Origin of the sequence: Sphingobacterium siyangense, assembly GCF_007830445.1 — a bacterium.
GTDB lineage: Bacteria > Bacteroidota > Bacteroidia > Sphingobacteriales > Sphingobacteriaceae > Sphingobacterium > Sphingobacterium siyangense.
Genome location: NZ_VLKR01000027.1, coordinates 15506 through 34028, shown reverse-complemented (window position 1 = coordinate 34028; position 18523 = coordinate 15506). Strand labels below are relative to the sequence as shown.

The following is an 18523-nucleotide window of genomic DNA, read 5'->3' as shown; positions in this document are numbered from 1 at the left end:
TATGGATAATTTAACAGTACAATATCTCATCGTAGGAATTCTCGTCTTGGCGGCTGTATGGTATGTCGTTAAAAATGTCCGAAAATCATTAAAGGGCAAGTCGAGCTGCTCGAAAGGCTGTGGATGCGACTGCAGCGGAGAAAAAACACAAAAAGCAAATTAATTTATCTTTTTGAGTAGCATTTGCAAATAAGATTTCGTTATTAGCTAGAGTGGCCAAAAATCACACTAGCTACTAATTCATAAAGCGCCGTATTTCTAAATTACGGCGCTTTCTATTTCTTAGCCAAAAACATGGCTTCCGCCATTGTTTATAAAAAAACAACGAAATACATTAAAAGCACAACAGAATGTGCACAAATACCTAAGTGTTTTATTAACTTTATGCGCTTAGGGCAAAAGATGCACTGGGAGCCACGTTATTCGTCGGCACATCATACAGCGGCAGCAATTTTGACCAATTCGATTCTGGTAAGGAGTAAAGTCTTCACAGGTTTCCCCTGCCAAGGATCGGTCAAAACAGACTAGTAACCGTATTAACCATACACATGGAGAAACAGAACAATAAGGAAGAATTAAAAAGAGGACTTCAAAATAGACATATTCAATTAATTGCCCTGGGTGGTGCAATTGGTACAGGCTTATTTCTAGGTATCGGAAAGGCTGCCACACTAGCTGGGCCGGCAGTTATACTCGGCTATGCTTTCGCTGGAATTATTGCTTTTTTTATTATGCGCCAATTGGGCGAGATGGTCGTTGAAGAACCTGTTTCAGGAAGTTTTAGCTACTTCGCCAATAAATATTGGGGTTCTTTTGCAGGTTATGCTTCGGGCTGGAACTATTGGGTCCTGTATATCTTGGTAAGCATGGCCGAACTTACAGCAATAGGCGTTTATGTGCAGTTCTGGTGGCCTGAAATACCCCTATGGGCATCAAGTTTATTTTTCTTCTTTGCAATCAACGCCCTTAATCTTGCCTCTGTCAAAATTTATGGCGAGACGGAATTTTGGTTTTCTATCATTAAGGTTATTGCGATCATCGCAATGATTGTTTTTGGTGTATACTTACTGGTAAGCGGTACTGGAGGTGAGCAGGCAAGTCTCAGCAACCTGACTTCACATGGCGGTTTTTTCCCAAAAGGCTGGTTTAGCGAAACATCGGATGGCAATTTTGAAGGTCTCCTTTCGGCCATGGCATTGATTATGTTTTCTTTCGGTGGTCTAGAGTTGGTTGGTATTACTGCTGCAGAAGCCGAACATCCCGAAAAGAACATCCCCAAAGCGACCAACCAGGTGATCTATCGGATCTTGATCTTTTATGTAGGTGCACTCATTATTCTTTTCTCTTTGACACCGTGGACGAATATCACCGCCGATACAAGTCCTTTTGTACTGGTATTTGACAAACTTAATGGATTTGAATTTACCCTCTTTGGAAAGACTTTCTATTTCACAAAAATTATCGCAAATGCGCTAAATCTCATTGTTCTTACCGCCGCATTATCAGTATATAATAGCAGTGTGTACAGCAACAGCAGAATGCTATATGGACTGGCAGAACAGGGGAATGCCCCTCGTTTTCTTTCGAAACTCAACAAGAATCATGCGCCTATTAACGCAATTTTGGTCTCGGCACTTTTCGCTGCGATCTGTGTATTTATCAACTATATTGCGCCGAAAAATGCCTTGGAGATCTTGATGTCGCTTGTGGTATCTTCACTGATTATAAACTGGGTCATGATTTCCATTACACATTTGTATTTCAGAAAAAATAAACTCGATGCCCACTTACAGACCAAGTTTCCATCCTTTCTATATCCCCTAAGTAACTATATCTGTCTGATCTTTTTGATTGCTGTACTTGGCATCATGTGGATCACAGGAATGAAACTTCCGGTAGAATTGATCCCCGCTTGGCTTATATTACTCTATGTGAGTTATGTTTTGATCAAAAGAAAGAAATCTTAGTTCACAGAACCTCGATCTTATCAATAAAAAAAGCCTGATTCATTGCATGAATCAGGCTTTTTTGCTAAAATTTAAAGCGGGTATTCCTCCTCGAGAATAGCAAATTCATAATTATCGCTCCAACCATCTTTTAACGGCAAAATTTTCCGTCTGCGAGCCTCTTTGACCATGCCGACTTTCTCCATTACTTTAGCGGAAGCGATATTTTCAACCGCACAACCGCCCTCAATTCTATGAAAATTAAGTTCCTTGAAACCAAATGTCAGGATTCGGTTCAATGCCTCTGTTGCATAGCCCTTATTCCACATTGTCGGAACAAGCTTAAACCATACTTCTGCATTTCGATAGCGTAGCTTGACAACGCTGATATTAATTAGACCAATAAACTCCTTTCCTTCTAGAGTTTCTATATAAAAGGTATAATCCTTTCGGACATCGGATTCATGGATTTGCGCTGACCAAGCTTCCACCATTTGCGCCGTATGGGCTATTCCATCCGGAAATCCACTCGGATTAAACAATGCAGATTCAGGGTACATTAATAGGGAATGGATATTTTCCAAATCTATTTTCTCTACGGATCTGAGCTTGAGCCGTTCTGTTTTAATTTCCATTTTTAAAATTACACAAATGGCTTATTTTCTGCTGCCATTTGACACTAATAACTAAAACAATCCCAGCTGTGTGCCTGCATCGGGTAAGCGAAAAAGATCCCTTCTCAAGGATGGGAGCGTCCCATTATTCATATATTTCTTGACAGAAAGCTTGAATAAATGCTGTAAACTCTCGGCCATATGACCATCCCCTTTTATCCTCCGCCCGAAATCGGTATCGTTAATTTTTCCACCATGACAGGCTTCAATCCAATGTAATACCTTCTCAGCACGGTCAGGGTAGTTCTGATAGAGCCAATCCTTAAAGATACCACCGATCTGTCCATTGAGCCGCACGATGGTATAAGAGGCTGTAATTGCGCCCGCATCTGCCCCCGAACGAATCAGATCTGAAATCTCATCACTATTGATCCCCGGAACAATGGGTGCCATCATCAGCATGACGGGTACACCAATCCCTGTCAATCCCTCGATCAGTTTCAACCGGGCCGATGCCGTTGCAGTACGTGGTTCCATTTTCTGACGTACCTCCTCGCGCAACGAATTGATGGTTACTGCAACGGAAACCAGATTGCGTGCTGCAAGTTCACGCAAAAGATCAAAATCCCGCCGCATCAGTACATTTTTGCTGATGATAGAGACCGGATGCTGGTATTTGACCATCAATTCTAAAAGCGAACGTGTGATACCCAGCTTCCGTTCAATAGGTTGATAACAGTCTGTATTACCGGAAAGCATAATCAAATCGGGCTGATAGCTCGATTTTCTAAACTCCTGTTCGAGAAGCTGAGCGGCATTATGTTTTACCAAGATCTTACGCTCAAAATCCAATCCTGCACTAAAACCCCAATACTCATGCGAATTGCGCGCATAACAGTAAATACACCCATGTTCACAGCCCTGATAGGGATTAATGGATCTTTCAAAACGGAGATCCGGACTATTTGACTTGGAAATAATGGATTTTGGATGAGTCGGAATAAATTGTGTTTTTTCGGCCCCCAAAAACTCCTCATCCAGCCCTTCAACATGCTCCTGCACGTATTGGTTAGAAAAAAATTTGTTATTGGGATTGATCTGCGCCCCTCTACCCTTAAAATATTCTGACGAATTCATAAGTTAAAATTACTAAAATTATTAGTAATATCAAATTAAGATTTCTCAATCTTTATAGCGGAAAGTGAATATCTTCGAATTAGAAGCCCAGATAAGTCGCATTTTAAACCAAACAAAAAATCCCTATACTGTCGTTACAGGATAGGGATTAAAATTCTTATGCTAGATCTCAGTCCAGCTTCTTATTATTTCATTAAGAAACCACCACCGAGTAGATCATTGCCTTCATAAAAAACGGCCGATTGTCCAGGAGCAATACCTTTCACATTGTGTACAAAATCAATGCGCACTTTATCGCCTTCTTGGGAGATGGTCGACAAAGCACCAGAATCTTTATAACGTACCTTTGAAATTGCTTCCATCGGTTGATCCAGTCCGGCATATTTCACAAAGTTCACATTGCGAACATAGGCATGTGACTTTTCAAGTTCGTGTTCTTCACCCAATACCACCGTATTACTTTCTGGAAGGATTTCGATCACAAACATCGGTTTACCCAAGGCAATACCTAAGCCTTTACGTTGACCGATGGTGAAATAAGGATAGCCAATATGTTTACCGACGACGGTACCATCGGAAAGGATAAAATTACCCGGACCAATTTGTTGATCCAATGTTGGCACCTTATGTCTCAAAAACGCACGGTAGTCGTTGTCAGGAACGAAACAGATTTCATAACTTTCAGACTTATTGGCCAATTCTTTTTGTCCCATATCCAAAGCCATCTGACGAATTTCCTTTTTCGTGAAAGATCCTAAAGGAAACTGCGTCCGCGCAAGGTTTTCTTGAGACACGCCCCATAGAACATAAGATTGATCTTTATTTTCATCCTTACCTTTTGATATCACATAGCGACCATTGTCGTGCATACGGATATTGGCATAGTGCCCGGTAGCGATAAATTCACAGTCCAATTTGTCAGCACGTTTCATTAAAGCCTCCCATTTAATGTGGGTATTACACAATACGCATGGGTTAGGCGTGCGTCCAGCAATATATTCTTCTACAAAATTATCAATCACAAAATCTCCAAACTCATCACGTATATCTAATATATAATGAGGGAAACCATAGTTTACGGCTAATGTACGAGCGTCATTGATACTATCAAGGCTACAACATCCGGTCTCTTTCGACGAACCACCTGCGGATGCATAATCCCATGTCTTCATCGTGATACCGATAACTTCATATCCTTGTTCGTGGAGCATGACAGAAGCAACGGAGCTATCTACCCCTCCACTCATTGCAACTAAAACTCTTCCTCTTTTACTCATCTCTAATTATTGAAATGCAAAGATACAGCTTATTCCTTTTCCTATATGTTAGTTTCTTGTAATTTTATCTCGATCAAAATCAACACGTTCGAAAAAAGTACGAAAATAATCTGCATAAAAGTTTTAGAATTCAAATTATCGGACTATATTTGCATCGCAATAGGGGAACAAACCCATAGCAAAAAAGCGGTGCCATAGCTCAGCTGGTAGAGCAAAGGACTGAAAATCCTTGTGTCCCTGGTTCGAACCCAGGTGGCACCACGCTTCAATCTGATGATCACAGATTTAAATAAAAGGTCAACTGGTGCCATAGCTCAGCTGGTAGAGCAAAGGACTGAAAATCCTTGTGTCCCTGGTTCGAACCCAGGTGGCACCACAAAAAAAGCTTGTTCATTGAACAGGCTTTTTTTGTTTTAGCTAACTGCATTTCATACAACTTCCCCTTCACCTCTGCTGTGTAGAACATGTACCATATCCCTACTACTCGATTTCGATGGGCGATGTTTTCATTGATTGAAGGGCAATATCAAAAAACGATCATGGATTTTGGAAATGAACCGGAGTTGTGACCTCAAAACCACACAAGTTTAATTTCCAAAATCCAATCGCTGCTCTGCTACGATTCAGCAATAATAGAGCGATCCAGATGCACATAGCCACCGTCCACATGGATCAATTGGCCAGTTGTATGACTTGACTTGTTAGACAGCAAAAAGACTGTTGTATCGGCGATTTCTTCCGCTGTCGTCATGCGATGCTCCAATGGAATGCGATCCGTAATTTTCTTCAAGGTCTCCTCCGGATTTGATAAGGTTTGAATCCAGGTATCGTATTGCGGAGTGGCACATTCTGCCACGATAATGGCATTTACACGAATCGAATAAGGCAACAATTCTACAGCCCACTCGCGTGTAAGCGCATTACGTCCACCATTGGATGCCGCATAAGCCGAGGTATTTCCCTGTCCTGTTTCGCCAGTTTTGGACGAAATATTCACAATACTGCCCTTAGAAGCTTTCAATGCATCCAAAGCGTGGTGTGCCATCAGATAGTAGTGAATTAAGTTCTTATGCAGAGAAGCAACAAATTTTTCATAATTACCTGAAGCTAATCCGACACCATCATTTTGTCCGGCATTATTCACCAAACCATCGATACGGCCATATACTTCCAATGTTTTCTGGACGGCTCTTTCACAATCTTCGGGTTTAGATAACTCCGCCTCAATACAGAGTGCATCTACACCAAATTGCTTGATTTCTTCCTTGACTTTTTCATTATCCGCCTGTTTACGGCCAACAATGACCGGAATAGCCTGTTCTTTAGCTAACGCATGAACTACGGCCCGCCCGATTCCTTTTGCTCCGCCGGTAACAATAACAACTTTATCTCTTAAATGAAGATCCATAATACTTTTATTGAATGGTTTGTTTCATTGATTGTGATTAACATTCGCAACAATGAACTCGTTCTCTGGTTATTGATTAATTTTATATTGGCGTTATTCAGCCCATTTATCCGGCTTCATGGCCAATAAAAAACTTCAGCATGTTATTTTTCCCTTTCATAACATGCTGAAGTTTTTCCTTTTAAAGATTATATACACGTATAGCGTTCTCTGCCCAAAATGCGTTCTTCTCTGCAGCTGTAAATTGCCCTAGTTTATCTTCAACTATGGCAATACTTTCTTCGTAAGATGCAGCCAATAGACATACAGGCCAATCTGACCCGTACATAATGCGCTCCTTTCCAAAACGTGCAAAGATATGCTCCAGATATTGTTTAAAATCATCAAGCTTCCATCCTTCCCAATCGGCCTCTGTGGCAAGTCCAGAAACTTTACATACGACATTTGGAAGAGCAGCTAGCGCATCGATAAACGTGGCCCACTCATCAAATGCCTTCGACTTGATTGGCGGTTTGGCAATATGATCCAACACAAATTGTAGATTTGGATTTTGCTGCACACAGTCTAGCGTTGCTGCATAATGACGTGGACGGATGAGCAGATCATAAGTATAACCATAATCTGCCAATGCCTTCAGTCCATTTAGTACGGCAGGGCGGATAAGAAAATCAGGATCCGCTTCTCCTTCAACAATGTGACGAAATCCTTTGATGACCGTGTCTGATTGATAGCCATCCAACTGTTGTCGAATATCTGCTGCTTGAAGATCAATCCAGCCCACAACGCCTTTAATAAAAGGATAATCATTAGCCAGCTGAACCAAATAAGCAGTCTCTTCTTTGGATTGATCTGCCTGAACAGCAACACTCCCTCCGAATCCATTTCGTTCAAGCACAAACTGAATATCTAAAGGACTGAAATCACGTCTTATGACCTGCATTTCTTCGGTAATCCAACTATCTCTAATTGGGTCGAATTTCCAGAAATGCTGATGGGTATCTATACGCATAATGAAATGAAAACCTGATGAGCAATTAATTTTTTGAATACGCTACAACAGTCTGACGGGACTCCCCAAGACCATCTGCTCCTAACTCGATAACATCGCCAGGCTTCAAGTAAATCGGTGGATTAAATCCTAACCCAACACCTGCAGGTGTACCTGTTGAAATAACGTCGCCAGGCAACAAGGTCATAAATTTAGACACATACGATACCACATGTGCTACCGAAAAGATCAAATCCTTGGTATTGCCATCCTGATAGGTTTTTCCGTTTACCTTTAACCATAAACGCACATTGTTGATGTCTTTGATTTCCTCTTTTGTCGCCATGAAGGGTCCCATTGGTGCGAAAGTATCACATCCTTTTCCTTTATCCCAGGTACCGCCACGTTCCAACTGATACTCACGTTCGGAAACATCATTGTGCAACACATATCCAACCACATAATCCAAGGCCTCATGCTCTTCTACATAAGAGGCTTTTTTACCGATCACGATACAGAACTCCACTTCCCAATCTGTTTTTAGCGAATCTTTAGGAATCATCACATTATCGTATGGACCTACCAACGAAGTGGTCGATTTCATAAAGATAATCGGTTCAGCAGGAATAGGTGCATTGGTCTCCTTTGCATGGTCTAAATAGTTCAATCCAATACAAACAATTTTGGATGGACGGGCAAAAGGTGCTCCGATACGCTCGCCTTGAGGAACTTCAATCAACTTACCTTCATTTGCCTTCACAAATTCTTCTAAACGAGCTAAACCATCCTCAGCAAAGAATTGCTCATTGTAATCACCACCTAATGCGCTTACATCGTAATTTACGCCATCGATCTGAACACCGATTTTCTCTTTTCCTTGAGCTCCAAAACGTATTAATTTCATTTTTATAGTATTGAGATAATAGATATTTTATTTTTAGCTTTTTAATTGTTCAATTTAATAAAACCACCATCAATTGGATAGTCATTTCCAGTGATAAAGCCCGCGTCGTCACTACACAGGAAAAGTGCTAATTTGGCAATTTCCTCCGGTTGTGCCATGCGGCCTATTGGCTGGCTTGCTGATAATTTTTCAAACATTTCTTCCTCTTTTCCAGGATAGTTTTTTGCGATAAATCCATCCACAAATGGCGTATGTACACGTGCAGGCGAAATGCTATTGCAACGAATACCGTATGCCATGTAATCCCTTGCAACAGACATTGACATCGCGTAAATAGCACCTTTGCTCATCGAATAAGCAAAACGATCCGTGATACCAACCCATGCAGCGATGGATGCTAGATTAAGGATTGCTCCAGAACCCTGCGCTTTCATCATCGGCACGATAGCATGCAATGCATTATAAGCGCCCTTAACATTCACATTAAAAACACGCTCAAAATCTTCTGATTGACAATTTTCCAAATTACCAACATGAGCAATACCTGCATTATTTACTAAAATATCAATTTTTCCGATATTTTGTGCTATACCAGTAATTTCTTGCTGGTCAGTTACATTACAACGATTAAACAAAGCCTGGCCACCCAAAGCCAAGATCTCATCAACCACCGCATTACCACCGTCTTCATTCAAATCCAGAATATGAACTTTTGCTCCTTCTGCAGCAAATTGCAGACTGATCGCACGGCCTATCCCACTACCACCACCGGTAATTACAGCTACTTTTTGTTCTAATTTTCCCATTGTTATTTAATTGTTAATGTCAATACCAAATCTGCTTCATCTGTCGATGTTGGCAAATCCACGCGTAGACTATTGTTCTTATGACTAAACTTAATCTCTTTCTTTCCGATAAATGTGCTTACTTTTTTCACCTGATAAGGCAGATTATTGATCAACAATTCCTTTTTATCCGTTTTAAACACATGTAGATACACCTGATTTCCTTTTTTTGTCAACGCATAATCGTCTGTTGGCGACACCGCTCCCCCCTCTGTTCCATAGATTGTTTCACCATACACCGATAGCCATTTTCCAAGTTCTTTCAAACGCTCCTGTTGATAGTCCTGAATCTCACCGTTCGGCATCGGACCTACATTGAGCAATAAATTGGAACCATGACCAGCTGCCTTGACCAGGTATTTCAACACTTCCTGAAAAGATTTTCGTGTCCGATCTTTCAGCTCAAATCCCCACGATCCTGCAATTGTTCCACATACTTCCTTCGGCAATTTCCCAACATCATGCGCTTTCGTGCCGAACCCAGTCGTATTCTCCCCAGGTAAATCACGTTCGAACATTTGAAAATCTTCACCTTCAAATGGTGCCAAATGGTGATTGTTACCGACCAAACATTGCGGCTGTAACTTATGAATCAATTCATAGATTTCTTTGAAATGCCAATCTTCATTGGGCTTGTCCCAATGACCATCAAACCAAATCCCATCGATGTTGCCATAATTGCTCAACAGCTCCGTTAATTGGCTTTTCATAAACTGGACATAATGATTCCAATCCCCTTTTGTTGAATCGCGGCCCGCAATGCCGCCGCCCGTTTTACCAACGGGTAAATAATCATCCCGGTGCCAATCTAAAAGTGAATAGTAGAACATCACTTTTATCCCTTCAGCATGGCAAGCTTCCACCAACTCTTTCACAATATCGCGTTTGAAGGCGATTTCTTCACCACGTTATAATCCGAAATCTGGCTATCCCACATCGAAAACCCATCATGATGTCTTGTGGTAAAGGTAATATACTTTGCTCCAGCCTGTTTAAATAACTTCGCCCATTCTTTCGCATTGAAGGAAATTGGATTGAAAAATTTAGGCAGCAATGCATATTCATCCAAACTGATATTTTGATTGTTCATGACCCATTCACCATCTCCCAGCACACTATATACCCCCCAATGGATAAAAACACCAAACCGAGATTGTTCAAACCATTCCCTATTTTTTAGATTTTCGGGACTCGGTTGATAATGTTGCTGGCTATAGCTCGCGGATACAGATCCCATCAGCAAGGCCAAACCACAGATTACATGTTTAAGTTTCATATGTAAATAATTAGTTGTCATGGATTTTCAATAAATTCATTATACTCAACTACAATGAAACACCTCTGCGCCATGGAATGAAATCGTCTTGCCCCAACAACACCGCTTTTGGTTTCACTTCACCGGAAGCAACTTCTATCACATAATCCAAAATACGGTGTGCAGCCTCCTCAATAGTCTCTGTACCTTCGATAATGGTACCACAGTTCAGATCCAGGATATCGGGCATTTTCTCAAAAGTTTTGGTATTTGTTGAAAGTTTCACAACCGGTGTAATCGGGTTACCTGTAGGTGTACCTAGGCCCGTCGTAAACAAGACGATATTGGCACCTGCGGCCACCTCTGCAGTGGTACTTTCCACATCATTGCCAGGAGTACATAGTAAGTTTAACCCCGGACCGTTGGCCAATTCAGGATAATCAATCACCGCTGCAACAGGTGAGGTTCCTCCTTTTTTGGCTGCCCCTGCAGACTTAATCGCGTCAGTAATTAAGCCATCACGAATATTTCCCGGAGAAGGATTCATATAGAAACCCGAGCCATCAGCTTCGGCTTTTGCATTATAAGTACGCATCAGCGACATAAAACGTTCCGCAGTTGGCTCATCGATACAACGATCACTCAACTCCTGTTCCACGCCACATAACTCAGGGAACTCCGCCAGAATCACCGATCCGCCTAAAGTCACCAAAATATCCGACACAAAACCGAGCGCAGGATTGGCAGAGATACCCGAGAATCCGTCCGAGCCACCACATTCCAGTCCAATACACAATTTGTCCAATGTGGCTGGTTTACGCTCATTTTTATCAGCTTGCATCATCCCCGCAAAAGTTGCCTTAATAGCCTTTTGCATAAGTTCCTTTTCAGTTCCTTCTTTCTGCTGCTCGAAAATATATAGCGGGCGATCAAAACCCGGGCTTCGCTTTTCAATTTCCGCCTTCAGAATAGAAGCCTGCGCATGCTGACATCCTAAACTCAATACGGTTGCCCCCGCAACATTCGGATGGGTAATATAGCCAGCCAAAAGACCGCATAAAGCATCCGAATCCATACGCGTTCCACCGCATCCCATCTCATGATTCAAAAACTTGATTCCATCGACATTTTTGAATAGGCGTTCCTGCTCACTAGAAGTCGAATTAGCAAGTAGATCCTGACTAAGGATCGTATTTACATCAGCACCGGACTTATATAAGCCGATGAGATCTTCTACTTCAGAGATGTAATTATTCGCTTTTACTTTATAGCCCAGCTTTTCCTCAAATGCAGCCTTCAAGGTCAATACATTTCTGTTTTCACAAAAAACTAATGGAATAACCAACCAGTAATTGGCCGTTCCAACAGTCCCATTTGAACGATGAAATCCATTGAACGTTTTATCTTTAAATGCAGCAACATCAGGTTTTGTCCAAGCTGTCTTACGGTTGCCCATTCTAAAATCTTCCGATGCATGGCGCAAGTTTTCGGTGGTAATAAGTTCCCCTTCAGCTAAGGGAGTATTCAATTTCCCTACCAGAACACCATACATCAATATCTCTGTATCTTGTTCCATTGGCTGGATCGTGAATTTATGTTTGGCAGCAACAGCTTGCTTTAATGTAAATTCCTTACCTTCAAAAACAATCGTTGTTCCCTCAGCCAAGTCCTGTAATGCAACAAGGACATTATCCATTGGATGGATCTGTAAATAGCGCTGTATAGCCATAATTATACTAATTCAAATATTTTTGTCATCATTACCCATTTCTCTCCTGGCTTTGCCCCCGGAATAGCCGCCTGATATTTCCACATCAGCTGTTCCCATTCCTGAACTTTTTCATTAGCAGCATCCATAGCTGATTTTTTCTCAAATGAAAAATCTTCACCCACCTCCATGTTCATAAACAATCTATTTTCAAAACGATAGATCTCCATCTGCAGAATACCTGCATCCAGAATCGAGCGTTTTATTTCCGGCCACACTTCGCGGTGGTAATCCTCATATTCCTTGATCAATTGTGGATCGTCCACAAGATCCAAGGCCATGACATATCTTTTCATTACTAACTAATTAATGTGATTTAAGATTTTCCGTTTCCGCAATACTGACATTTCTATTTTGGAAAGCAAACAACAAGACAACAATAAAACAAACCAATGGTACAAAATAGCCATATTGGAAATGTCCCGTTTTATCGGAGATAAAACCTAATATTGGAGGCAATAAAGCGCCGCCAACAATAGACATGACGATCAAACTAGAAGCAGATTTCGTATCGGCACCGATACCTTGTACACCAAACGCAAATATTGTTGGAAACATAATGGACATAAAAAACGCAATGCCAATCAGCGCATATAGGGTCTGAATACCTGATCCGAAGATGACAAATAGGGATAGAACGATCGCTATAGCGGAATAGATGATCAGAAGCTTGGATGCTGATACAAAACGCATAAAAAATGTACCGATAAACCGGCCCAACATAAAAGCCAATCCAGCGAACCCAGCATAATCGGCACCATCCTTACCCGATATGCCGGCAGCTTCTGTTGCATATAATACGAGGAAACTTAAAATACAAACTTGCGCTCCGACATAGAAAAATTGAGCCACCACTGCCCAACGCACATTTTTATGACGCAACGCGTGGAAAAAACCGGCTCTACCTTCTTCCCCAGCATCTTTGATATCAGGCAATCTGGTAAAGAAAAACAACGCAGCAATCAATAAGATCAATATCCCTAGTACCACATAAGGCAATTTCACAGCAGCTGTTTCCGACTGAATATACGCCATCTTTGCCTGCTCAGCCATTTGCGCCAGTTCTTCCTGTGATTTGGGTTCATGGGATAAAATAAATTTTCCCCCAAAAATCGGAGCAACAAAGGCTGCTAACCCATTAAAGGACTGCGCAAAATTAAGTCGCTGTGCCGACGAAGCTGGATCTCCCAAAATCGCTACATACGGATTTGCAGCAGTTTCCAGAATGGTAAGACCACAGGCTACAACGAACAAAGCCCCCAAAAAGAAAACATAACTTATCGTATTGGCCGCAGGTACAAAAAGAAAACAGCCAATGGCAAAAAAGATCAATCCGATCAAAATACCGGCTTTATAGCCATATTTTTTCATGATAATTCCAGCAGGAATCGCCATCACAAAATAAGCGATAAATACAGCCGAATCGACTAAGGAAGCCTGAAAATGGGATAAACTAAACGCATTCCTCAAATGCGGAATTAAGATTGGATCAAGGTTATGAATAAATCCCCAAAAAAAGAACAAGGATGTCACCAAAATCAAGGCAAATGCGTAACTCTTTTTATTCGTCATATTTTTCAAATGGTTATAAGTAGTTATTTAATGTAAAATAAGCTTAAAAATGCTAGACAATATTCAAGTATATTATCAAATTATTAAGCTATATTACCATAGCTAAACTGAATTATGTAACTTTACTGCATATATTTCATAATTATGAAAGCACAACTGCTTCATTTAAATAGCAATCTTGAGCATTCGTTCAACGTGAGAAGAGACAATACGCCCCAATACCATAATCTTTGGCATTACCATGAAGAACTGGAATTAATATATTTTGCCAAAGGCTCAGGCACCCAATTTATTGGCGATAGTGTCCGCCGCTTTGAATCAGGCGATATTACCCTTGTTGGTTCAAACCTGCCTCACTATTGGTTATTTGACGAGATTTATCTTCAAGAGGAAGAAGCAGAAAGCGCAGATATTCGTGTAATTCATTTTAAGGAAAACTTTTGGGGAAATGATTTCATTAATTTACCTGAAAATAAATCCATCAAAGACCTTATACGTGTATCCAAAAGAGGGATTTCATTATTGGAGAGCAGCCGACTAAAAACTGTGCAATTAAGTGACGCTATCTTGGCAGCAACAGGTACCACACGTATTATTCATTTATTAGAAATCTTACAATTTATTTCGGCCGAAGAACAACATGATCTGTTAACGAGCCCCACTTTTACCATCCAGCTGCAAGATCAGGACGCCAACCGAATGCAGATTGCCATGCAATATATCGGTGAAAATTATCGCGACCAGATACGGCTGCAGGAACTTGCTTCCCTAACGGGAATGACGCCCAATTCTTTCTGCCGCTATTTCAAATCACAAATCGGAAAAACACTCTTTCAGTTTCTGATCGAAATGCGTGTGAAGACAGCCTGCAATTTATTAATAGAAAACAAACAGACGGTGAAGCAGATCTGCTTTGAATCAGGTTTTCAAAACTTTTCGAGCTTCCATAAATACTTCAAAAATGTAACTGGCACTACACCGCTCAGCTTTCAGCGATCAAAAACTTAAGACAATTTTACCCAATAAGCTTGAATCTTCCATCAATCGATGGGCTTCAGCAGCCTCCGCAAAAGGAAGCACGCGGTATAAGGTAGGTTTGAAATCGCCAACGCTGAGCTTCGGCCATACTTGAGACCAGATATCATCCCGTAGCACTTGCTTAAATTCACGGTCTCTCGCCCGCAGCGTACTTCCCGTTAGAACAATCCGTTTCTGCATTAATTTGAGCAAGTTTAACTCGACTCTTGCGCTTTCCATCGCATTAATGTAAACCAATCGACCATCAGGGTTCAATAGATTGATATTTTTCTCAAAATATGATCCGCCAATACTATCTAAAATAACATCAACTCCCAAAGGCTTCAGCGCCTCCAGAAAATCCTCCGTTTTATAATTTATTGTTTTACTGGCTCCCAATGATTTACAAAAGCTAGCCTTTTCAGATGAGCTGACTGTCGTATATACTACCGCACCAAACAAGGTCGCTAACTGAATGGCCGTACTGCCAATCCCTCCAGCACCACCGTGCACTAAAAAATGATCGTCGGCCTGCAACTTACCCCTTCGAAAGACATTGTCCCAGACTGTAAAAACGGTCTCGGGCAGCGAGGCTGCCTCCGCAAAACCCAAATGGTCGGGAATAGGTAAACAATGTCCCTGATAGACTTTCGCATAGGAAGCATAGCCACCACCGGCAACAAGCGCACATACACGATCACCAATAGCCCAATCGACCACATCCTTACCTTTAGCGACTACAATCCCTGCTATTTCCAATCCCGGTATTCGCCCATCTACACCGGCTGGTGCCGGATAGTTACCTTTACGCTGAAAGACATCAGGTCTATTCACTCCTGCAGCCTTTACTTCCACCAAAACTTCAAGTTCACCGATCTGCGGCATCTCCACATCACGGACTTCCAAAACTTCCGGTCCCCCCGGTTCAGTAATAATGACGGCTTTCATCATGATTTTTTCGGGTATTTCTGTAATCTTATATTGAGCGAAAGCATAAAATAACGAGCCAGACGATTGTTCCGAACATCTAAAATATCATTTCCCACCACGGCACGTGAAATACCAGTATTCTGATTCATCAGATCGAATCCCTGAAATCTCAACATCCCCAAGTTATTCCTTCCAAAAGTATATTCCATATAGGCATTGATTATCGTCGGATTAATATTGTTCCATGAGCTCGAATAACCCGCATTAAATTTTTGAGAAAGCTCAAGTCCCATGGTAAAATGTTTCCCTAAATACGCTTTAGATCCCAACCCAACAATCCCTGAATGTGCCGTGATATTATCTTGTACAGGCCAGTCAAATGTCGCCCTGTTTAAAGAATAGTTTCCATTTAATTCGGCTTCAAAGATATCACTCCAGGTATAGCGGAATTGAAGAGCCTGTGTAAACAAAAAGTGTCCACCAAAGCTCTTTTTATCATTGACATAGGAAATATTGTTGTAATAATCTGCATTACCATTCAAGCTCATCTGCAAATTATCCGACAATAAAGAAGCTGTAAACAAATAATAGCTCTTAATATCATAATAACCTTCTGTATTGCGATAGGTCGTTTTCTGTATCGTTGAATTGGGTTCAATTGTCCGGTTTGCTACAATCTTGTCATTTACCAAGTTAAAAGCCAGACTGGCTTCTAAATATTGCCCCCTTCGTGTAATGGACTTCCGGTACTTTGAAACAATACTATGTGCAAATTCGGATTTCAAATCCTTATTTCCGATCACAATATTTTGTGTGTTGGTATTATCTACCACAGGCTGTATCTGATAGAAGCTAGGCTGGTTATTACGTCCATAATAGTCCATGGAAAGATCCTCTTCTTTGGTAAACTTCCATTTCAATCCAGCAGAAGGCACGAGGTTAACATTTGAATAGGAGGTTTTTATCAGTTTGTCCGTTGAACTTCCCGTTAATTCGGAAGGCTGAACAGCAAAACCGAAGTTCACTTTCACTTTGTCGCTTAAATCTTGCCGATAAATCATGCCGACTTTATTACTAGCAAAGGAATAGTCGTACTTCAAACTAAGGGAGTCTACCAGTATGGGGCCGTTGTTAAAATTATTGTTATTATCAAAAGTGGAGCGGCGAGCATCAATTTTGGTATAGTCGAAATCGTAATTAATCTCCAAGGTACCACCTAAATCAACAGGCTCCACCAACGACAACCGACTTTGGATATTTTTATTTTCATTGCTGGAACGGACCATTTGATTCAGATAAGTCTCTGTTATTTTTGGCACATTCGTGCTACTGTCGATCGCTCTATTAAAATCGCGCACTTCCTCATCTTTATCCAGGGAATTAAAATCCGTATGCAATGTATAAAGTACTTTCCGCCCCGGTTTAGTAAAACTTCGCACGTAAAAAAGATCTAAAGCCGCTGCAGGACTTTCTGTACTATTGGCCGCGCCATAGTTTCCCGTACTGCTCAACCGATTATTTTGAATCCTTCTATCTTTTAACGTATTGCTGGTCGAATTGGTCCAAGATAGTTTGGGTGATATTTTAAGCTGATCTTTGGGCGACAGCTTCATATCAAAATCCCAGTCCATTTTATGTATACGATCGATTGATTTTATCTTGTAGTCTTCATAATTACTAATCAAATTATTCGCTGCTTTGCCGTATCCATATATCGATTGTAATAAGGAATTTCCCTGGATATAATTATTGCGCTGCGTAAAGGAATATTTACCGCTTGCTGTTACCGTTTTAGAAAGTGGACTAGAGAAACTCCCCCCGACAGATCCGATTTTATTGACCCCATCCGTTGGATCCGCAAAGTCGGCTAGCTCGCCCATTTCCCGTTCCCGCTCCCCTCCATTGGGAGAGCCGAAAGAAAAGAGATTGGTATTCGTATTATTCACCGATGCGATAACAGAGTACTCTTTACCGTCATTGAAACGATTCAGCCCAGCACTCCCCAAATAACGATCTACCGAACCACCGCCAAGCGTAGCTTGACCAAAAGTAATTTTCTTCTTATCATCTTTGAGCACGATATTCAGGACTTTTTCGGATTCAGCACTTTTAATTCCTTTTGCGGTCGCCTCATCACCATAAAAATCAATAACCTGTACACTTTTCACAAAATCTGCAGGAAGGTTACGTGTAGCGGTGAGCACATCGCCACCAAAAAATTTTTTTCCATCCACCTTAACAGAGGATATGGGCTTACCGAAGGCATAGACAGAACCATCACGGGACACCTGTATATTGGGCAATGCTTTAAGAGCCTCTTCTAAGAGTGCCCGACGATCAAATTGAAAGGCATCTAGGTTAAATTGAACAGTATCCTGCTTATATACAATGGGTTTATATTTCAATACAACAACTTCTTTTAAAAGAGATACATGGGGAAACATGGTCAATTTTCCGACATCCAATTTAGCTGTCGTGCTATTATATAACGGATAACTACGCTCCAATATACTTAAGCCCAGCTGGCTACAGCTAATACGAATATCATTACCGAGTACACGACTAAAATGAAAATAACCTGTTGCGGAAGTGGATGAGAACAAGGTATCGCGAGAACTCGTCAGATGAACACTGACGCCATTTAAGGGCCTTCCTGCAGTATCTACAACAATTCCATAAACTTCTTTTTTTGACACCTGCCCTAAAGCGCTTTTGGGTAAAAAAAACAAGTTCGTTATAGCTAAAAAAAGTACTAACCGGATAATATTCCCGCCCCTTAGTTCCATCAAATAGACTTTGCAATAATACAATTCAATATAAGAATTCTTAAGCTATTAACGTAAAAAGTTGTGATTTTGTATA

General features: G+C 41.1%; 18 protein-coding genes and 2 tRNA genes. 6 read left to right on the top strand and 14 right to left on the bottom strand.

The annotated features are described in order from the left end of the window. The first annotated feature begins 1 nt into the window (after position 1). From IQ31_RS20450 to IQ31_RS20440, 3 genes are all read left to right on the top strand, one after another. Positions 2-163: a FeoB-associated Cys-rich membrane protein gene (locus tag IQ31_RS20450; protein ID WP_145329708.1), complete on the top strand. Its 162-nt coding sequence runs from the start codon at positions 2-4 to the stop codon at positions 161-163. Positions 164-294: 131 nt separating this feature from the next. Beyond that, complete coding sequence (locus IQ31_RS27705) at positions 295-528, top strand: hypothetical protein (protein ID WP_145329706.1); 234 nt, start codon at positions 295-297, stop codon at positions 526-528. A 20-nt stretch (positions 529-548) separates the two neighbouring features. Beyond that, the gene (locus IQ31_RS20440) at positions 549-1967 is read left to right on the top strand and encodes an amino acid permease (RefSeq protein ID WP_145329704.1); all 1419 of its coding nucleotides are present in this window, start codon (positions 549-551) and stop codon (positions 1965-1967) included. Between the two features lie 71 nt (positions 1968-2038). Here IQ31_RS20440 and IQ31_RS20435 read toward each other — a convergent pair whose 3' ends face one another. From IQ31_RS20435 to mnmA, 3 genes are all read right to left on the bottom strand, one after another. Next, positions 2039-2581, bottom strand: coding sequence for a GNAT family N-acetyltransferase (locus IQ31_RS20435; RefSeq protein ID WP_145329702.1), 543 nt, complete (start codon positions 2579-2581; stop codon positions 2039-2041). A 51-nt stretch (positions 2582-2632) separates the two neighbouring features. Further along, positions 2633-3697 (bottom strand): PA0069 family radical SAM protein, encoded by a 1065-nt coding sequence (locus IQ31_RS20430; protein WP_145329700.1) that lies wholly within the window; start codon positions 3695-3697, stop codon positions 2633-2635. A 185-nt stretch (positions 3698-3882) separates the two neighbouring features. Further along, positions 3883-4974 (bottom strand): tRNA 2-thiouridine(34) synthase MnmA, encoded by a 1092-nt coding sequence (mnmA, locus tag IQ31_RS20425; RefSeq protein WP_046672147.1) that lies wholly within the window; start codon positions 4972-4974, stop codon positions 3883-3885. Between the two features lie 188 nt (positions 4975-5162). Here mnmA and IQ31_RS20420 point away from each other — a divergent pair. Together IQ31_RS20420 and IQ31_RS20415 are read left to right on the top strand one after the other, a co-directional pair. Continuing rightward, a tRNA-Phe gene (locus IQ31_RS20420) sits at positions 5163-5235 on the top strand. Positions 5236-5277: 42 nt separating this feature from the next. Further along, positions 5278-5350 (top strand) — tRNA-Phe (locus tag IQ31_RS20415). Positions 5351-5590: 240 nt separating this feature from the next. Here the strand turns inward: IQ31_RS20415 and IQ31_RS20410 are convergent. The 9 genes from IQ31_RS20410 to fucP form a co-directional block, all read right to left on the bottom strand. Next, positions 5591-6382, bottom strand: coding sequence for an L-fucose dehydrogenase (locus IQ31_RS20410; RefSeq protein WP_120336224.1), 792 nt, complete (start codon positions 6380-6382; stop codon positions 5591-5593). A gap of 181 nt (positions 6383-6563) precedes the next feature. Then, the gene (locus IQ31_RS20405) at positions 6564-7391 is read right to left on the bottom strand and encodes an amidohydrolase family protein (RefSeq protein WP_145329698.1); all 828 of its coding nucleotides are present in this window, start codon (positions 7389-7391) and stop codon (positions 6564-6566) included. Between the two features lie 25 nt (positions 7392-7416). Beyond that, positions 7417-8274: a fumarylacetoacetate hydrolase family protein gene (locus IQ31_RS20400; protein ID WP_145329697.1), complete on the bottom strand. Its 858-nt coding sequence runs from the start codon at positions 8272-8274 to the stop codon at positions 7417-7419. A 41-nt stretch (positions 8275-8315) separates the two neighbouring features. Beyond that, complete coding sequence (locus IQ31_RS20395; protein WP_145329695.1) at positions 8316-9080, bottom strand: SDR family NAD(P)-dependent oxidoreductase; 765 nt, start codon at positions 9078-9080, stop codon at positions 8316-8318. Positions 9081-9082: 2 nt separating this feature from the next. Continuing rightward, positions 9083-9994: an alpha-L-fucosidase gene (locus IQ31_RS20390; RefSeq protein WP_208734331.1), complete on the bottom strand. Its 912-nt coding sequence runs from the start codon at positions 9992-9994 to the stop codon at positions 9083-9085. Then, on the bottom strand, positions 9991-10395 hold the full coding sequence (locus tag IQ31_RS28100; RefSeq protein ID WP_208734330.1) for an alpha-L-fucosidase: 405 nt from the start codon (positions 10393-10395) through the stop codon (positions 9991-9993). The genes IQ31_RS20390 and IQ31_RS28100 overlap by 4 nt, the downstream gene beginning before the upstream one ends. Positions 10396-10444: 49 nt before the next feature. Then, positions 10445-12103: a UxaA family hydrolase gene (locus tag IQ31_RS20385; protein WP_145329693.1), complete on the bottom strand. Its 1659-nt coding sequence runs from the start codon at positions 12101-12103 to the stop codon at positions 10445-10447. A gap of 2 nt (positions 12104-12105) precedes the next feature. Continuing rightward, entirely contained in the window at positions 12106-12438 is a 333-nt protein-coding gene (locus tag IQ31_RS20380; protein WP_046672141.1) for an L-rhamnose mutarotase, read from the bottom strand. Positions 12439-12448: 10 nt separating this feature from the next. Continuing rightward, positions 12449-13714, bottom strand: coding sequence for an L-fucose:H+ symporter permease (gene fucP, locus IQ31_RS20375; RefSeq protein ID WP_145329691.1), 1266 nt, complete (start codon positions 13712-13714; stop codon positions 12449-12451). A 144-nt stretch (positions 13715-13858) separates the two neighbouring features. Between fucP and IQ31_RS20370 the strand changes: the two genes are divergently transcribed. Further along, positions 13859-14722 carry an AraC family transcriptional regulator gene (locus IQ31_RS20370; RefSeq protein ID WP_145329689.1) on the top strand — a complete coding sequence of 288 codons (864 nt, stop codon included), beginning with the start codon at positions 13859-13861 and terminating at the stop codon, positions 14720-14722. On the opposite strand, the gene IQ31_RS20365 is transcribed toward IQ31_RS20370, so the two are convergent. Both IQ31_RS20365 and IQ31_RS20360 read right to left on the bottom strand, forming a co-directional pair. Next, entirely contained in the window at positions 14711-15682 is a 972-nt protein-coding gene (locus IQ31_RS20365; protein ID WP_313262546.1) for an NAD(P)H-quinone oxidoreductase, read from the bottom strand. The genes IQ31_RS20370 and IQ31_RS20365 overlap by 12 nt on opposite strands. Then, entirely contained in the window at positions 15679-18357 is a 2679-nt protein-coding gene (locus IQ31_RS20360) for a TonB-dependent receptor (protein ID WP_244294546.1), read from the bottom strand. Before IQ31_RS20360 ends, IQ31_RS20365 begins: the two co-directional genes overlap by 4 nt. Positions 18358-18523: the final 166 nt, after the last annotated feature.